General features: G+C 58.4%; 12 protein-coding genes. 1 reads left to right on the top strand and 11 read right to left on the bottom strand.

All coding sequences use genetic code 11. The features are described from left to right. Nucleotides 1–6: 6 nt before the first annotated feature. Entirely contained in the window at nucleotides 7–1,395 is a 1,389-nt protein-coding gene (locus ABIC76_RS22720) for a phosphomannomutase/phosphoglucomutase (protein WP_316884403.1), read from the bottom strand. Between the two features lie 377 nt (nucleotides 1,396–1,772). Here ABIC76_RS22720 and ABIC76_RS22715 point away from each other — a divergent pair, with 377 nt between their 5' ends. After that, nucleotides 1,773–2,453: a hypothetical protein gene (locus tag ABIC76_RS22715; RefSeq protein WP_354535326.1), complete on the top strand. Its 681-nt coding sequence runs from the start codon at nucleotides 1,773–1,775 to the stop codon at nucleotides 2,451–2,453. A 117-nt stretch (nucleotides 2,454–2,570) separates the two neighbouring features. Here the strand turns inward: ABIC76_RS22715 and ABIC76_RS22710 are convergent, their stop codons facing one another. The 10 genes from ABIC76_RS22710 to ABIC76_RS22665 all read right to left on the bottom strand — a co-directional run bounded on the left by ABIC76_RS22710 (nucleotide 2,571) and on the right by ABIC76_RS22665 (nucleotide 15,844). Continuing rightward, nucleotides 2,571–4,517 (bottom strand): polysaccharide biosynthesis protein, encoded by a 1,947-nt coding sequence (locus ABIC76_RS22710; protein ID WP_354535426.1) that lies wholly within the window; start codon nucleotides 4,515–4,517, stop codon nucleotides 2,571–2,573. 8 nt (nucleotides 4,518–4,525) lie between these two features. Next, complete coding sequence (locus ABIC76_RS22705) at nucleotides 4,526–5,701, bottom strand: DegT/DnrJ/EryC1/StrS family aminotransferase (protein ID WP_354535325.1); 1,176 nt, start codon at nucleotides 5,699–5,701, stop codon at nucleotides 4,526–4,528. Between the two features lie 18 nt (nucleotides 5,702–5,719). Further along, nucleotides 5,720–6,379 (bottom strand): acetyltransferase, encoded by a 660-nt coding sequence (locus ABIC76_RS22700; RefSeq protein ID WP_316874036.1) that lies wholly within the window; start codon nucleotides 6,377–6,379, stop codon nucleotides 5,720–5,722. Nucleotides 6,380–6,404: 25 nt separating this feature from the next. Further along, complete coding sequence (locus ABIC76_RS22695; RefSeq protein ID WP_354535324.1) at nucleotides 6,405–6,998, bottom strand: sugar transferase; 594 nt, start codon at nucleotides 6,996–6,998, stop codon at nucleotides 6,405–6,407. Between the two features lie 63 nt (nucleotides 6,999–7,061). Continuing rightward, nucleotides 7,062–8,324 carry a glycosyltransferase family 4 protein gene (locus ABIC76_RS22690; protein ID WP_354535323.1) on the bottom strand — a complete coding sequence of 421 codons (1,263 nt, stop codon included), beginning with the start codon at nucleotides 8,322–8,324 and terminating at the stop codon, nucleotides 7,062–7,064. Continuing rightward, the gene (locus tag ABIC76_RS22685) at nucleotides 8,321–10,174 is read right to left on the bottom strand and encodes a heparinase II/III family protein (protein WP_354535322.1); all 1,854 of its coding nucleotides are present in this window, start codon (nucleotides 10,172–10,174) and stop codon (nucleotides 8,321–8,323) included. Before ABIC76_RS22685 ends, ABIC76_RS22690 begins: the two co-directional genes overlap by 4 nt. Nucleotides 10,175–10,181: 7 nt before the next feature. Continuing rightward, nucleotides 10,182–12,329, bottom strand: a complete 2,148-nt coding sequence (locus ABIC76_RS22680; RefSeq protein WP_354535321.1) for a bi-domain-containing oxidoreductase — start codon at nucleotides 12,327–12,329, stop codon at nucleotides 10,182–10,184. Between the two features lie 22 nt (nucleotides 12,330–12,351). Further along, a complete protein-coding gene (gene asnB / locus ABIC76_RS22675; protein ID WP_354535320.1) occupies nucleotides 12,352–14,268 on the bottom strand; it encodes an asparagine synthase (glutamine-hydrolyzing) in 1,917 nt (638 codons plus the stop codon). Nucleotides 14,269–14,310: 42 nt separating this feature from the next. Next, nucleotides 14,311–14,571, bottom strand: a complete 261-nt coding sequence (locus ABIC76_RS22670; RefSeq protein ID WP_354535319.1) for a hypothetical protein — start codon at nucleotides 14,569–14,571, stop codon at nucleotides 14,311–14,313. Then, the gene (locus ABIC76_RS22665) at nucleotides 14,558–15,844 is read right to left on the bottom strand and encodes an MATE family efflux transporter (RefSeq protein ID WP_354535318.1); all 1,287 of its coding nucleotides are present in this window, start codon (nucleotides 15,842–15,844) and stop codon (nucleotides 14,558–14,560) included. The genes ABIC76_RS22670 and ABIC76_RS22665 overlap by 14 nt, the downstream gene beginning before the upstream one ends. Nucleotides 15,845–15,851: the final 7 nt, after the last annotated feature.

The raw sequence follows: 15,851 nt of genomic DNA, 5'->3' as shown, positions 1-15,851 counted from the left end.
GTGCGATCAGAACGGCAGTTGCGCGTCCGGCTTCTCGGCCAGGATCACGCGGCGGAATTCACCTTGGATGCGCGCCATCGCGGCATCGTTGTCAGCCTCGAAGCGCATCACCACCACCGGCGTGGTGTTGGACGGACGCGCCAGGCCAAAGCCGTCTTCGTATTCCACGCGTACGCCGTCGATGCGGTTCACTTCCTTCGCGCCGGCAAAGGTGGCGTTGGCCTTGATCTTGTCGAGCAACTCGAAGGATTCGCCCTCGGCGCATTTCAGTTGCAGCTCAGGCGTGCAGTGCGAGTTCGGCAGCGCGTTGAGCGTAGCGCTCGGGTCGGCCAGGCGCGAGACGATCTCCAGCAGGCGCGCGCCCGTGTACAGACCGTCGTCGAAACCATACCAACGGTCTTTGAAGAAAATGTGGCCGCTCATCTCGCCGGCCAGCGGAGCGCCCGTTTCCTTCAGCTTGGCCTTGACGAGCGAATGGCCCGTCTTCCACATCGTGGCCTTGCCGCCGTGCTCACGAATGAACGGCGCCAACTTGCCCGTGCACTTCACGTCGAAGATGATTTCGCCGCCCGGGTTACGCGACAGGACTTCCTGCGCGAACAGCATCAACTGGCGGTCGGGGAAGATGACCTGGCCGTCCTTGGTCACCACGCCCAGACGGTCGCCGTCGCCATCGAACGCAAGGCCGAGTTCGCAGTCCGTGGTCTGGAGCGTGCGCACGAGGTCCTGCAGGTTCTCGACGTGGGCCGGGTCCGGATGGTGGTTCGGGAAATGGCCATCCACCTCGCAGAACAACTCCGTCACCTCGCAGCCCATCGCACGGAACAGCTCCGGCGCAAAGGCGCCTGCCACACCGTTGCCGCAGTCCACGGCAATCTTCATCGGGCGGCTCACCTTGACGTCCGAGACGATTCGGTCGATGTACTGTTGGCGGATGTCCACCTGGACGTAATCGCCCGCGCCTTCAGTGAAGTCGGCCTGCTCGATACGCGTGCGCAACGCTTGAATCTGTTCACCATAGATGGCTTGGCCCGCCAGCACCATCTTGAAGCCGTTGTAGTCGGGCGGATTGTGACTGCCCGTGACCATCACGCCCGACGTAGCGCGACGGCCGGCCAATTCTATGTTCGTGCCGAAGTAGACCATCGGCGTGGCCACAAGACCCAGATCGATCACATCGACGCCGCTCGCGCGCAGACCGTCCGCCAGCGCGGCAAGCAACTCGGGGCCCGACAGGCGGCCATCGCGACCGATGACAACGGCGGATTCACCCTTGGCGCGTGCTGCCGAGCCGAAGGCACGGCCGATCAAGCGTGCGGTTTCGGCATCGACGGTTTTTCCGACGATGCCCCGGATGTCGTAGGCTTTGAAGATGGTGGGGTTGATGGAGTGCATAAAGCGTACGGATTTAAGTTACAGCCGACATTGTAAGCGCTGGTGAAAAAGTGTCTGCCAGCGTCTCTCTGACGATAACATCAGCGAATTGGATGCCACCCAATAAGATATCTATAGATCACATTTCTCTAAAAGAGGGAGGCAGCCGCGCGTTACAATGTCAATTCTTGTAACTTAAACAACCCTTTTCATCCAACATGACCGTAACGCCTCTGGAAGAGCAACCATCTACCGCAAATGTGACTCGAGTGCTACGGGAATCGGCCAGATGGGTTTTGTTGGCAGGCGTAGTCGGAGCAGTTGCGGGGTTAGCTGCTTCGATCGTCGTTCCGCCGCGATGGACGGCCAAACTGACAGTGCAAATCGGTCAGGTCGCCATGGCCAATACAAATGGGGCCCCAGTTAAGTTGCCGCTTGAGAACCAATTGACGGCGGCTGAGCGAGTCAATCAGCCCAACTTCCGCCTTGACGTCATCAAAGCATTGGGGCTTCCTCAGCCTGACACGGGTAGCAAGAAAGCTGATTTGGCGTTTGACTCACTACGCGCGTCAGCAGAGCGCAGTCCCGATCTCATTACGTTGCAGGCCGCGAGCTACTCCAAAGAAGAAGCGCTTGAAATCGTCGATACGGCATTCAAAGGGCTTTCCGCCACGCATCGCAAACTGTTTGAACAGTCGACGGAGACCACGCAGCAGGAGCTAACGCGAGCGCAGAACAATCTGTCCGCTGCGGACGAGGAATATCGTAATGCGGCGAATGCGCTGAAGTCAGGCTACACCGGCAATGGCGCCACAGCGGCCGGAGCACGCGACGTATTGGTTTCGAATACCGTGTCGCTCCTTCGTGCACAAGTCAGCGATCTGCACCAGCAAGTGAGCGCGTACAGAGACGCGTTGTCCCCAGTACAGAGCTATCCCACGCGTGCGGTGGCGCCAGCCTACGTTCCGGAACGACCCAGCACTCCTAGCAGGACCGTCTGGGTGCTAGGCGGCGTCGTTATCGGCCTGTTGGTTGGCGCTGCGCTCGCTTTACTCCGGGACACGCTGAAAAGCGCGTGAGAAGCGAACTTGATGCGCTGCAGCTCGACCTGATCTTGAAGTAAAGGACAGCGTTTTCAGAGTACACAGAAGCGCCATTGCTAAAACGCGGTTGGTGGCGCTTCATGCTTCGAGTATTCAGGCTGCCGCTTGGCCCGAGGAGATCGAGACGACCTGCGAAGGTTGCGGTCCATAACCGTGAACGTATCCGCGCAGGATTTCCTTGATCAGAGTCTCGTCACTTCGCATCGCCGCTTCGCGCATCTGCGAGAGAACGGGCGCAAACCTGGGCCAAGGCACGTAATCCTCTCGTGCCTTCATGATGCGTTCGTGGAACGTTCCTTCGGGGTTGTCACCGATCAACAGTTCCTCGTAGAGCTTTTCACCAGGACGCAAGCCGGTGATCTTGATAGCAATGTCCCCATTCGGATGACTGTCGTCGCGGAGCGATAGACCCGAAAGCTGCACCATTCGACGCGCCAGATCCATGATCCTCACAGGTTGGCCCATATCAAGTACGAATACCTCCCCGCCATGCGCCATAGCGCCGGCCTGGAGCACCAGCTGAGCGGCCTCTGGAATTGTCATGAAGTAACGGGTCACTTCCGGGTGCGTTACCGTCAGCGGGCCACCCTCCAGCAACTGCCTGCGAAACAACGGCACCACGCTACCGCTGCTCCCGAGCACGTTGCCGAAGCGAACCATGGCAAACACGGTTTTATTGGGGACGGTAGCTTCGGAGGCTCCATTCAGTAACCCAAAATCGATCGACTCAGCCGCCGCCAGTGCTTGGAGCACGAGTTCCGCCATGCGCTTGGAGGCGCCCATGACATTGGTGGGACGCACGGCCTTGTCCGTGGAGACCAAGACAAAATATTCGACAGCGCTTTCCATGGCCGCACGTGCCATGTTTAGCGTGCCAAACACGTTGTTGAGCACACCCTCCGACGGATTGCACTCTACAAGCGGCACATGTTTGTACGCTGCTGCGTGGTACACGGTAGCAGGTCGATGAAGTAAGCAGATCTCCCTCAAACGCTCCAGATTTGCCACACTGGCGAGAAGCGGCACGATTTCGACGGACAGTCGATGCTCAAGGCACAGGCCTTCCAGCTCACGGTGAATCGAATACAACGCAAATTCGCTGTGCTCAACCAGGATCAGCTTACGCGGACGCTCGAGCACAATCTGGCGACACAGTTCACTCCCGATGCTGCCCCCGGCGCCAGTGACCAGAACGGTCTTGTGGCTGAGGTTACGGGCCAGCAACTCTTCGTCAGGCGGAACCGGTGCACGCCCGAGAAGATCCTCCACATCGAGCTCTTGGAAGTCGCGGACTGTAACCTTTCCCGAAGCCAGATCGACCAGTCCAGGCAGCGTGCGCACATGCACGGGAAGCTCGCGTAGCTTTGCGATAATGGCATTCCGCCGAGCGCGTCCGAGCGACGGGACCGCGAGCAGGATATCGGTAACGCCCATGCGGTCGACCGCTTCCGCAACCTCATCGTGTCCGATAATGTCCAAACCGTTGATGGTACGACCAACCTTGGTGGGATCGTCGTCGATGAAGCCGAGCAGCACAAACTCGCGCGTCACGCTCAAGGCTGATGCAGTTTGGGCTCCTGCCTCCCCTGCCCCATAAATCAACAATCGCCCCATCCCGTGGTAAGACTTGCCCGATTGCCCGGCGAGCCAGAAGCGAGCCATTGCGCGGCTTGTACTGACAAGCAGAAGGAACAGAATCGGTTGAATAAGGCCTACGCTGCGCGGCACACCATCCCATTTGAAAAGAATAATGGCCAGGAAGAACAGCGCGCCGTAAAGCCCTACGGCCTTGGCCGTGGTGGCGAGTGCAGCCATACCGGTATAGCGGAAAATGGCGCGATACAAGCCAAAACGCACAAACAGCGGAAAAGCCAACACAGGTGCAAGCGCATACACATACTTTTGCTGCATCTGGGGGAAGCCCGCCTGATCAATCCGCAGGTAGAAGGCAATCCACACCGCGATCAGCGACAACAACAGATCGAGTACGACCACCAAGAAACGCTTGGTAGGCCGTGATAACTCGAGTAGAGGGCTCATCAGCTTGTTCACCGGGCCGCCCGCTTCAGCACGTCGTCCACCACCGAGCACGTCTTGGCGATCTCGGCATCCGTCAGGGTAGGATGCACTAGGAACATTAGACTCGTCTCGCCAAGCGAACGCGCGACTGGCAGCCGGGTCTCGGGACGCCACCCCGTGTTGTCGAACGCCTTTTCAAGGTACACCTCGGAGCAGGAGCCCTGATAGCAGGGAACGCCTGCCGCATTGATTTCCTCAATGATCCGGTCGCGCGTCCAACCTTGTGCCAGGCGCTGTGGCTCAACGTAAACGTAGCATTTGTAATGCGCATGCACATCGCCTGCCGGCACTTCGGGCACACGCACAACAGCATGATTTCGACAGGTCGCCCAAATGGCTTCTGCGTGCGCTGTACGGCGAGCAGTCCAGTCCGACATCCGACCAAGTTGGATCCGACCAATAACGGCTTGCATTTCAAGCATGCGCCAATTAGTGCCGAAACTCTCGTGCAGCCAGCGGAAGCCAGGCGGATGCTGGCGTTCGTAAACGGCCTCATAGCTCTTGCCATGGTCCTTAAATGACCACATGGCGCGCCAGAGCGCCTCCTCATTGGTCGTGACCATGCCACCCTCGCCGCCTGTGGTCATGATTTTGTCCTGGCAGAAACTCCACGCGCCAACATGGCCGATCGAACCAACGCTGCGGCCGCGATACTGCGTGCCGTGCGCCTGAGCACAGTCTTCAATGACTTTAAAGCCGTGCTGGTCGGCCAGTGCCATGATTGGATCCATGTCGCACGGCCACCCGGCAAGGTGCACACAGACCACGGCTTTGGTGTGCGGCGTCAAAACGCGAGCGATGGTCTCGGCCGATAGGTTGCCGCTGTCCGGTTCCACATCGGCAAAGACAGGCGTCGCCCCGGCATTAACCACAGAGGAGATGCTGGCGATGAACGTGCGCGGCGTCACAACGACTTCATCGCCGGGACCAATGTTCAGCGCCTTCAACGCGACGTCCAGCGCAAGCGTGCCGTTGGCCAATGCAACGGCATAGCGCGTACCCGTCCACTGAGCGAAATCTTTCTCAAATTCACGACATTCGGTGCCTGTCCAATAGTTCACCTTATTGGACATGAGCACACGCTGAACGGCATCGGCTTCTTCAGCGGTGAAGCTGGGCCACGGAGAAAAAGGGGTATTTAGCACGGTGATTTCCTGGCAGATTTAGGCAGCCTTACGCTCGAGTGGTTTAGCTGGATTGCCTACGACCGTGATACCGGCGGCCACATTCTTCGTCACTACAGCGCCCATCCCAATCACCGCCCCGCGGCCGATAACCAGTGGCTCACCCGGCTTGCCCTGTCGTAAAATTGCACCCGTCCCAATATAGGCGTGGTCCTCGATTAGCACGTTTCCATTGCACTGAACTCCGGGCGCAAATGTCACGAAGTCGCCAATGACGCAGTCATGCGCGACATAGCTGTAGATATTCGCGTGAAACTGTGTACCAATACGGACATTGCTAGTTATCGTGACAAACGGGCACAGGATAGCCCCCTCACCAATCTGAACCGCGTCCATAGAAACCACGTTGGCTGCGCGCAGCTCGTAGAAACGTACTCCATCCCGACTACAGCGCTCGACGAGCGCTTCGCGAACCTGACTGTTGGCAATAGCCAAGCTGATATTACGAACCTCAGCCGGTTCCTGCATCCACTCGTCATATGTCAGCACGCGATGCCCGTTCAAAGTGGCTGCGGGAGGAGCATCATCCACGAAAACCAAATCCCACGGGCCTGATTCAGTGCGCTCCAGTTGCTCCCGCATAACAGGCAACACTTCACGACCGAAACCGCTTGCTCCAAAAATCGCAAATCGCTTCATGATATGGTGGCTATATCGTAAAAAATTAGTCTTTTATCCCAGTGAATTTCGACATGGTAGCCTCTCCATCAGCGCTGATGCCTTCGCGTACAAGCACCTTTCGCACCGTCAGCCACAGGATTTTGATGTCAAGCCACAGCGAGTGGTTATCGACATACCAGACATCAAGTCGGAATTTGTCTTCCCAGCTCAGCGCATTGCGGCCGTTGACCTGAGCCCAACCGGTCACGCCTGGACGAACTTCATGGCGCCGAGCCTGTTCGGCAGAGTACAGCGGCAGGTATTCCATGAGCAGCGGCCTTGGTCCTACAAGGCTCATATCGCCCTTAACGACGTTCCATAGTTCCGGCAATTCGTCCAAGCTTGTCGAGCGTAGAAACCGGCCAAACGGCGTCAAGCGCTCGGCATCGGGCAGCAATTGACCATCGGGCCCACGCGCGTCCGTCATGGTGCGAAATTTCACCATTTCAAAAGGCTCGCCGTACAGACCAGGCCGACGTTGTCGGAAGAATACGGGGCTGCCCAACTTGCGACGGATACTCCAGACCAACAGCAGGAAGGGTATCGACAGCATCACCAGTGCAAGCGTGGCGAGCAAAAAATCAAAAATGCGCTTCATTGATTACGTTTGCGGGTTATAGGAACGCGGCGCACATCTGGCTCACCGCGCTACGCTCAGCATTCATTCCGCTCTGGTACTTTCGTGAGATTTAGGCATGGCGTCGCGCACGGGAGCCACCGACTCCAGTGTCTGCAGCCAGAGGTCAGCCAGTCTCGCACGATCGAAGTCGCGCTCAGCCAAGGCGCGCGCGCGCAGACCCATTGCCTTCAACTCGCTGCGATTATCAGCCGCTCGCTCCAATGCATCCGCGAAAGCGCTTGCATCGTCTGGCGGCACGGCAAAACCGCAATCTTCTTTGGCAATCATTTCGGCAAGCCACCCAGGATAGTTATTGAGAACCGGCAGCCCCGCAGCGATGTAATCGAAGAACTTGTTTGGCGACGTTCCAAAATAGAACGCAGGAACGTTGGCCAGCACCTGCAATCCCACATCCGTGGACGCCATCAAACCCGCCAGCTTGCCCTTGTTGACCGCGGCATGGAAGATGACGTTATCGAGTCGCTCTTGGGCGGCACGAGCTTCCAGCGCCGGTTTGAGTTTGCCCTGCCCAATCAGCACGATCTTGATGTCGGCGCGACCTCGCCGCTTCAGCTCGGCAGCAGCGTCGAGGACCGCATCCAAGCCGTTGGCCATGCCATGCGTACCTGCAAAGACTGCCATCAGGTCACTAGGCGTCACACCTTGCGGGCGCCATGGCTCCGCCGGCGAATCAAAGATAGCCAAGTCACAGCCATTCGGGACAATCGCGATCCGTTCTTTCGGTACACCGCGATGCATAATTCCTTCGACGATACCCGGCGACAGGCCGATGAGGCGATGAGCGGAACGATAGCTTGTCCACTCAAGCACGCCCATTGCCCACAGAACGGCCGGATTTCGGATTACGCCCATTGCGCGCGGCAATTCGGGCCACAGATCGCGCACCTCGAACACAAAGGGTTTGCCACGCAACCACCGTGCAAAGATCCCAGGCAGCCCAGCAGTCAGCGGCGTTGTCGTGGCGAATATGACGTCGTACGGCTCGGTTAGCGCGAAGCCGATGCTACGCAGTGCGAATTTCAGGAACGTCGCCGTGCGCTTGATGAAACCATCACTGTTCGAATAGGCAAGGTCGAGCTCGATGACGTCGATGCCGTCGACCGTTCCTCGCCGCATACCACGCTGGAATGGCGCTTCCAGGCCCGTGTGCCCGCCCGTGAAACTACCACACACCATGGTGACCGAATGGCCTGCCTCGAGAAGGCGCCGAGCCATCGCATAGGAGCGAATGCCGCCTGTGCCCCGCGGGGTCACAAAGTGCTGATGAAAATACAGGACCTTCATGTTTGCCATTCGTATCGGGAAATCAATGTGCCGCCATGAGCCACTTCGAGTTCCAACACCGGGATTGCCGTCTTCTCGAGGTAGTACAAAGACTCCCACCCTTCCACAAGCTCACACCGCGTGACCGCCACATCGGCCGACACGCGCAACCGATGCCCCTCACTCATACTCACCACGAAAGTGGAACCGGACCCGTCTGACTCCAGCGCCCAATCGCCAGGAGCAAGCCTCCATCGCAAGACCGCGCGCTCGGCGAAACCCGTTACCCGATCTCGCACCTCAAGGTAGTTCGTGTGCAGGGCTATGGATCGATGATGGGATGCGCCCTGTTCGTCGGAATAGGCCACCGTCATCGTTACAGGATTGGAACCCAACAACGGCTCAACGACCTCAGCCTTCAGCCAGTTTCCGAACAGGAAGCGTGACAAACGCGGCATCTGGTCACGGCCATCAAATTGCACAGTATTGTGGCCCTGGGTGCCTCCAAAATAGTTCAACCAGGGCTGCTCAGTGTTGTAGCTGAACGTGCCTGCATCACGCAGGCAAGGTCGCCCTGAAATCCACAGATCCACATGCAGAGCATCGGCTTGGCTTGGGCGGAAGCGGAACCGCGGATAGCGCAGCAACGCCATGGCTGGCCCATTGCGCATGGCTGCAAAGCCGCCATCATCAGCTTGCAACATGCCTGGCGCGGATGCCAATTCAGTTGCCTCTGCTACACCAAGCCACTTCAGCATTGCCCGTGCGGAGTCGCACGAGGGGTAGGCCTGTTGTCGCCCAAACAACGCCATCCCTAGATGCACGCTCGGGCGGTAGTCTCGGTACGGAGCATCCGTGAGAGGCAACAAACGAGCGCCATCGTTCGCACCAACGTTGGGGGCGTCGCCATTCGAAGGTTGGATCATCACGTGGAGCCAGCGCGTCGCAGCCAGCGCCTTCTCGTGCCACGCCGCCGAGAGCGGAGGTACACCGCTGAGGCGTTGCCAGACCTCCACCCAGCTGAACGTATCGAGCATCAACCGGTGGTAGTTGACTGAGTACTGACTAAACGTGCCGTGCTTGCCGATCAGTCGAGCGGCTCGGTTTTCGAGCCACTTGCGCCCCGTCGTAGCCCAAGCGTGACCGCGGGCATCGCCAAACATCTCCAACCAAGTCCCACCGATGAATAGGGCGGCGGCCTCCGAGGTGCCATGATTGTTGTCTTGCGCCATCGCGTATTGGACCGTGGGCGCAATACGTTCGAGATGCAGTGCAATCAGCGCACGCAGCGAAGGCAACGCTTCACGAACCTGACCCAGGATCACGGCGGCGCAAGACAAATGAATCACACGAATGGAAGCCTCTTGGCCGCACTTCCAGTTCGGGCCGATGTAAGGCGCGTTCTGATGAATCCAGTCGGCCAGCCACGCGTTAAGACGTGCGAGGGCAGCCGGGTCGCCTTGCCTAGCTCGTTGGGCGAAAGCAAGTGCCCAATCAAGACGCGACGCCTCCCAAATACCTTTGATATCGCCGACCGTGGAGTCAAAGTCGGGAATCTGCCACCAGGGTCGAGCAGGATCGAGGACCCTTGCACCAGTCAGCGGGTTGGTGAACCAATCTGGCGGGGCATCGCCAACCTGCACAGGCCAGCGACCAAACCATTTCGCCTCATGGCTCCAACTCGAGACAGCGGGCGCATCAACGGGTGGCAGCTTCGTAGCGGCAAAGAACCCTCCACCCGGCACTTCAGCATGCAGCCGCCGCACCTTGTTGAGGCCCAGACGCACGCCCACGCGATAGCCCACTGCCCTGGCAATGTTGGGCAGTCCCAATGCCAGGGCGACCTTGATTGTGGACCAATGGCGCTTCATCTTGGATTTATCCCTGGCTACGCAGCAGGTCTGCGACTTCGATGGTGACCCGTGCGACTTCAAAGATTTCGTCGACCGGGATTGCGGGCGTGCCGGTCTCGATGCCAGCCAGGAAAGCCGCTGCGCAGGCGTTCTGGCCCTTGTCCTGGCGCCAGAGGTTCATCTTTCGGAATCCCGGCCAGCCGTAGCCGGTGAGCTTGCGGAAGTTATCCAGTTGCAGCACGCGCCCCGCGGCAAATACCTCAACACGTTCCTTCGGGAAGCTGGCTGCGCCATTGGCCAGGTACAGGATCGTTCCAAAAGAGCCATCCGCAAAACCCAGCGTGATCGACGCCTTGTCTTCGGTAACGGTCACGCCCGGGGTATCGCCCATGCGTCGCCCCTGAACCGACACAATCGGGCTGCCTGCGAGAAAACGCATCAGATCAATGAAGTGACAGGCTTCGCCAATGATCCTGCCACCGCCTACGGCGTTGTCCTGTGTCCAGTGGTTCGGCGGAATCGCGCCAGCATTCATCGTCATGATGAACGATTTAGGTTCCTTGACCGCCGTAAGCAACGCCTTCATTTTCTGCACCTGGGGCGAGAACCGGCGGTTGAAACCGACCATGATCTGCGGCCCACCAGCGGGCTTGCGCGCCTGCGCTTCACCAAACACGCGCTGTACTTCATCGAGCCCGGCGTGGTCGATGGAGAGAGGCTTCTCGACAAAGACATGCTTGCCCGCAGCCAGCGCTTGAGCAACAAAGCGGGCGTGCGTATCGTGACGTGTGACGATGGCCACCGTGTTCACGGCCTCATTGGCCAGCATGCCGGAGAGATCAGTCGACGCCTCCGCAAAGCCGGCCTTCTTTCCGTGGATCACGCCGTTAATGCCACCAGCCGTGACGATGCTGTGAAACTGGGCTCCCGCCGCCTTGAATGCGGGGATCAGCATGCGGGACGCATAGTTGCCGGCGCCAATGAACCCCAGCACCGGCCGCTGCACGTCGTATGAAGGCGCCTGCGATGCCAAGGCGATCGTACGCTGTGTGCGGGTTTCTGGAGCGGACCCGTACTGCAGAACAATGCCCAGAGCGGATTTGTCCGTCGTCAACAGGTCGTATGCCTGCGTCGCGCTTTCAAACGCAAAACGATGCGTGACAAGCGATTTCACATCGAGCTGGCCGCTGGCCAGCATGTCAAGGACAGCTTCAAAGTTGCGCTGTTCAGTCCAACGCACGAAGCCCAGAGGATAATCGTTGCCTTTCTCTTCATAGCCCGGATCGTAGCGCCCAGGGCCGTACGAGCAGGACACCTGGAAGCTCAGCTCTTTCTCGTAAAAATCGGCACGGTTCAGCTCGAGCCCCGTGACACCGACCAGTACGATGCGTCCGCGCTTGCGGCACATGTGTGCGGCCTGGCTGACAGGATCGCTCGATTTTGTCGAAGCCGTGATGAGTACCCCATCGACACCGCGTCCATGAGAAAACGCCATGGCCGCTGCCACTGGATCCTCGCCGGCGCCTGGGTTGCACGTTGCGGCGCCAAAAGCGCGCGCCAGCGCCAACTTGCTCTCATCAAAGTCGATACCGAGTACGCGGCAGCCATGGGCACGCAGCAGCTGCACCGTGGCCAGCCCGATCAGGCCCAATCCAGTTACAACAATCGACTCGCCCAACGTTGGCTGGATCAGGCGGATGCCCTGCAGGCCGATCGAGGCGAGCACAGTAAACGCTGCCGCCTCACTGTCGACGTCATCCGGAACCTTGGCACACAGATTCTTGCCGACGCGCACAACGTCCGCATGCGGGCCATTCGAGGCCACGCGATCTCCCACAGCAAAACCCGTGACACCCGCACCTACCTCAAGCACCACACCGACGTTGCAATAGCCCAGCGGCAACGGTTGGTCGAGTTTGCTGCGTACTGCCTCTACCGTGGTCATCAGCCCATCAGTCTTGACCTTGTCGAGAACCATTTTGACTTTCTCGGGCTGTTGACGGGCTTTGTCGATAAACGAGGCGCGGCCGAAATCCACCAACATCCGCTCTGTTCCGGCAGAAATCAGGCTGTGCGTCGTTTGGATCAGCAGCGTACCTGCGCTCGCTCGCGGCGCCGGCGCCTCCACCAGCGAAGTTTCACCGGTGCCCATATTCTGAAGAATCTGTTTCATTGGTTCGATCTAACGACGTTCGTTATACAGGGTAGCGGCCATCAAGGTATTGCCGACACCAGAGTTCCATACAGACCAGCGCGAAAATCGAATACGTACCGTCGATTCGCTGCTGCTGATCTGCTCGACGCAGAGCGTCCACTGCTGCCACATCGAAAATGCCCCGACGACGAATCGACTCCGGCGACAGCAGATCGTCGACCAAGGGCTTAAGCCGCGTCTGTAGCCAAGAGCGCAGCGGCACACCAAAGCCTGTTTTAGGGCGATAAATCACATCGTGGGGCAGCATCCGCTCCATGGCGCGCTTGAAAATCCATTTTCCTTCCCTGCCACGTTGCTTGTAATCGACCGGCAACCTAGCAGCAAGCTCGACCAGCTCCAGGTCCAGCAACGGCACGCGGACTTCGACGCCGGCCGCCATGCCCATCTTGTCGGTGTAGTTCAGATTGTGGTCAGCCAGGAAGTGCTTGCACTCCAGATACAGCATCTTGTTCAGATCTGCAGTCTGTTGCGGTACCTGCTCAAGCGACGCAAGCAGCGGCTGGGCCAGTGACGCGGGTGTGAGCGATGCTGCGAAATCGCGATTCAGCAAACCCAGGGCGCGCTCCGGGGCAAGCCACATGAAATAACTCGCCAGGCGCTCCGCAGGATCCTTGTCTGCATACTGGAGCGCCTTGCCGACACGCCGCAGCAACGGCGAGGACACCGGCAACGCCCTGCTGGTGGCAGCAAGCACGCTGCGCGCGGGGCGCGGCAGCCATGACCAATAATGTTCTTGCTGCATTGCGAAATGTCGGCGATAACCCGTAAAGATATCGTCGCCGCCAGATCCCGAAAGCAGCACCGTGATCCCATGCTGGCGCGCGAGCTCTGAGATAAACAGTGCATTGAGCGCCGCGGGATCTGCGGTAGGCTCGTCCAGGAAATACACCATCTGAGCGAGGCGATCGACCATCTCGGGGCCGACTTCCACCGTGTGCAGATCAACGTTCAAATGCTTGGCGACACGCTGCGCATAGGGCAGATCGGCCGCGAACCCCTCATCTGCGACAGAGCCGTCATTCACGGCAATGGTGAAGCATTGGATACGCGTGTCCGGCAATGCCTTGCGGGCGCTCGCGACGACTGCACTGGAGTCCAGTCCACCGGACAGAAATGCGCCCACCGGCACGTCCGACAGCAGTTGACGGCGCACCGCCTGCTCAACCTTCTCTGCGACGAGATCCGCGGCTTCGTCCTCCGATACATTCAAGATCGGTTGATCGTATGGCAGATCGTAGTATCGCCACTGGCGGACAATGCGCCCGTCTTTAACGATTATTGCGTGTCCTGGCTCGACCTTGCGCACTGAACGTACGAGCGTGCGCTCGCGAGGCGACCAGAGGTACCCCAAGTGACTGAGCACGGCTTGGGGATCCAGAGCCGTATCGGCAAGCCCGGCACGCAGCAGCACCTTCATCTCGCTAGCAAACGCAAAGCGACCGTTGTCCGCCGTGTAGTACAGCGGCTTAACACCGAGCTGGTCCCGCGCGATGAACAAATACTCGTTCCGCTTGTCCCAGATGGCGAGCGCAAAAATGCCGTTGAGGCGATTGAGCATCGCCTCTCCGTACTTCTCGTATAGATACAGAATCACTTCGGTATCCGAGTGGCCACGGAACACCACCCCGTCCGCCTTCAACTCGGCAGCAAGCTCGGGGGTGTTATAGATCTCGCCGTTGTAGACGATCACCGTCGCATCGCTGCGCGTAGCCATTGGCTGGTGCCCGGCTTCCGAAAGATCCTGAATCGCAAGGCGGCGGTGTGCGAGACCTACCCGGTTTGCCTCGAACACGACCTGCCCTTCGTCATCCGGCCCACGATGCCCGAGCACGCTGGCCAGTCCACGCAGATTCATGGCTGCAGACTCATAGCCGGAATAGCCGACAATTCCACACATAGTTCAGATCTCTTTTCGCTTTTCGGGAATGAGGCAGCCGATTCAGGAAGCCGTACGCGCAACCAGTAGACGCGTCGCAGACAACTTGATCGTGAGCCAGAATGGAAGGTAGATGGTGAAAAAAAGCACCGTGACGGATGCTGCTTCCCCACGGAAATAGTGCAGCAGCACGCTAATGAAGATTGCGTGCCTTCCTAAAGTCAAATCACAGCCGGGCGTCACAATGGCAGCCCGATGCAACACGCCACCAACAAGGAACGCGTTTAATAAAGACAGTGGCAAAAACGGATCATAGCGTCGCATTGCCCCTCCAAGTTAGCCCTCGATAACCGAGCAATGCCAAAACACCCGAGAATTTCACCGCGCCCATATGTAGCAGCAGTGAAACGAAAGACCCCACAACAAACAATACTATGACGCCTTTTTCTGCGAAGTGATGCGCCATGGGATAAGCAAATACCGCCGTTATAACGGCCTCTACAATATTGACGTAAACAAATAGTCGATATTTACCAAGCGCCGTGATTAATGTCCCCAATGAAAGCGTGGCGGCCCGCATCGGCAAGGCGAGGATCATAATAAACAGTGCATTGATAGTCGGCGTATAAGATAAAGCCAACCACTTATAGTTAATAAACCAGGCGATAAACACCAACACGAGGAATGCTGTTGCCAGAGCCACCATGTTGCGCACGAGTCGACCGAATCGTTCACAGAGAAGCACTGGTGTATGCAACTGGGCTACAAGGCGGGGCAGCTCCACCTGCGCTGTTACAGAGAGGAGCAGATTGGGGCCCATCAGCATCAATGATGCAAGTCCAAAGAAACCAATCTGATCTGTCGGAATCTTTGCCGCCGCGAGCGCCAAGATCGGAAGGTTGTCGCACAACAGCCGAAAGAACAGCGCCAAGTTTGCGGTCACACCCAAAGAGACGATGTGCCAAGTGGGCAGCATGTCACAATTGAAGCCCCCCGCGTCTCCGAAATAGTGGCGCACCGCTAACAGCATGCCTACCAGCACGGTTGCTTCGCCAATGTAACGACCGATTACCCAGCCATTCACGCCGAACACCCGCGCCATCAAGCAAACGATACCCACGCTCGAACACGTCAGCACCACCACCCGCAGTGAGAATAACGAGGCAGTCTGCGTACCTTGCATAAACGCTGCGACTACGCGGATAGTGTTACTAAGAAGTGCAACGCCGGCGATCATTGACGCGTAGTGCATCATCTCGCCCGACCAAAAACCTCGCGTCCAAAGGAGCGCTGCGGCCACTAGACTGCCGGCAATCAACTCCATGCAAATCAGCCGCTTCAATAATACGGCTTTCTGGCGTGCCTCCCGCAGAGCCGCGATTTCCCGAATGGCAAGTGTGGGGGCGCCGACAGAAGTGCCCAACACCACGATAGACAGGATGCTTTCGATCGTCCGGATCACGCCAACTTGGCTCGGAACAAGAAAGAACGCGGCCAGGAACTGGGAAATCAATACACCGCCCTGAATACAGACGGTCAGGATCAGGACGCCAACTGTCGCCCGGTATCGATTGAAGAGATGGAGAATCTGTGCCACAGATCTT

The sequence above is a fragment of the Ralstonia sp. 1138 genome (assembly GCF_040544795.1).
GTDB classification, from domain to species: domain Bacteria; phylum Pseudomonadota; class Gammaproteobacteria; order Burkholderiales; family Burkholderiaceae; genus Ralstonia; species Ralstonia flatus.
This window is presented reverse-complemented; position numbering and strand designations above follow the sequence as displayed.

What these genes read in the sequence shown, in the direction of transcription:
- ABIC76_RS22685 (WP_354535322.1), bottom strand. Translation starts at nt 10,174, where the DNA reads ATGAAGCGCCATTGGTCCACAATCAAGGTCGCCCTGGCATTGGGACTG.
- ABIC76_RS22720 (WP_316884403.1), bottom strand. Translation starts at nt 1,395, where the DNA reads ATGCACTCCATCAACCCCACCATCTTCAAAGCCTACGACATCCGGGGC.
- ABIC76_RS22690 (WP_354535323.1), bottom strand. Translation starts at nt 8,324, where the DNA reads ATGAAGGTCCTGTATTTTCATCAGCACTTTGTGACCCCGCGGGGCACA.
- ABIC76_RS22700 (WP_316874036.1), bottom strand. Translation starts at nt 6,379, where the DNA reads ATGAAGCGATTTGCGATTTTTGGAGCAAGCGGTTTCGGTCGTGAAGTG.
- ABIC76_RS22715 (WP_354535326.1), top strand. Translation starts at nt 1,773, where the DNA reads ATGGCCAATACAAATGGGGCCCCAGTTAAGTTGCCGCTTGAGAACCAA.
- ABIC76_RS22680 (WP_354535321.1), bottom strand. Translation starts at nt 12,329, where the DNA reads ATGAAACAGATTCTTCAGAATATGGGCACCGGTGAAACTTCGCTGGTG.
- ABIC76_RS22670 (WP_354535319.1), bottom strand. Translation starts at nt 14,571, where the DNA reads ATGCGACGCTATGATCCGTTTTTGCCACTGTCTTTATTAAACGCGTTC.
- asnB (WP_354535320.1), bottom strand. Translation starts at nt 14,268, where the DNA reads ATGTGTGGAATTGTCGGCTATTCCGGCTATGAGTCTGCAGCCATGAAT.
- ABIC76_RS22710 (WP_354535426.1), bottom strand. Translation starts at nt 4,517, where the DNA reads ATGAGCCCTCTACTCGAGTTATCACGGCCTACCAAGCGTTTCTTGGTG.
- ABIC76_RS22695 (WP_354535324.1), bottom strand. Translation starts at nt 6,998, where the DNA reads ATGAAGCGCATTTTTGATTTTTTGCTCGCCACGCTTGCACTGGTGATG.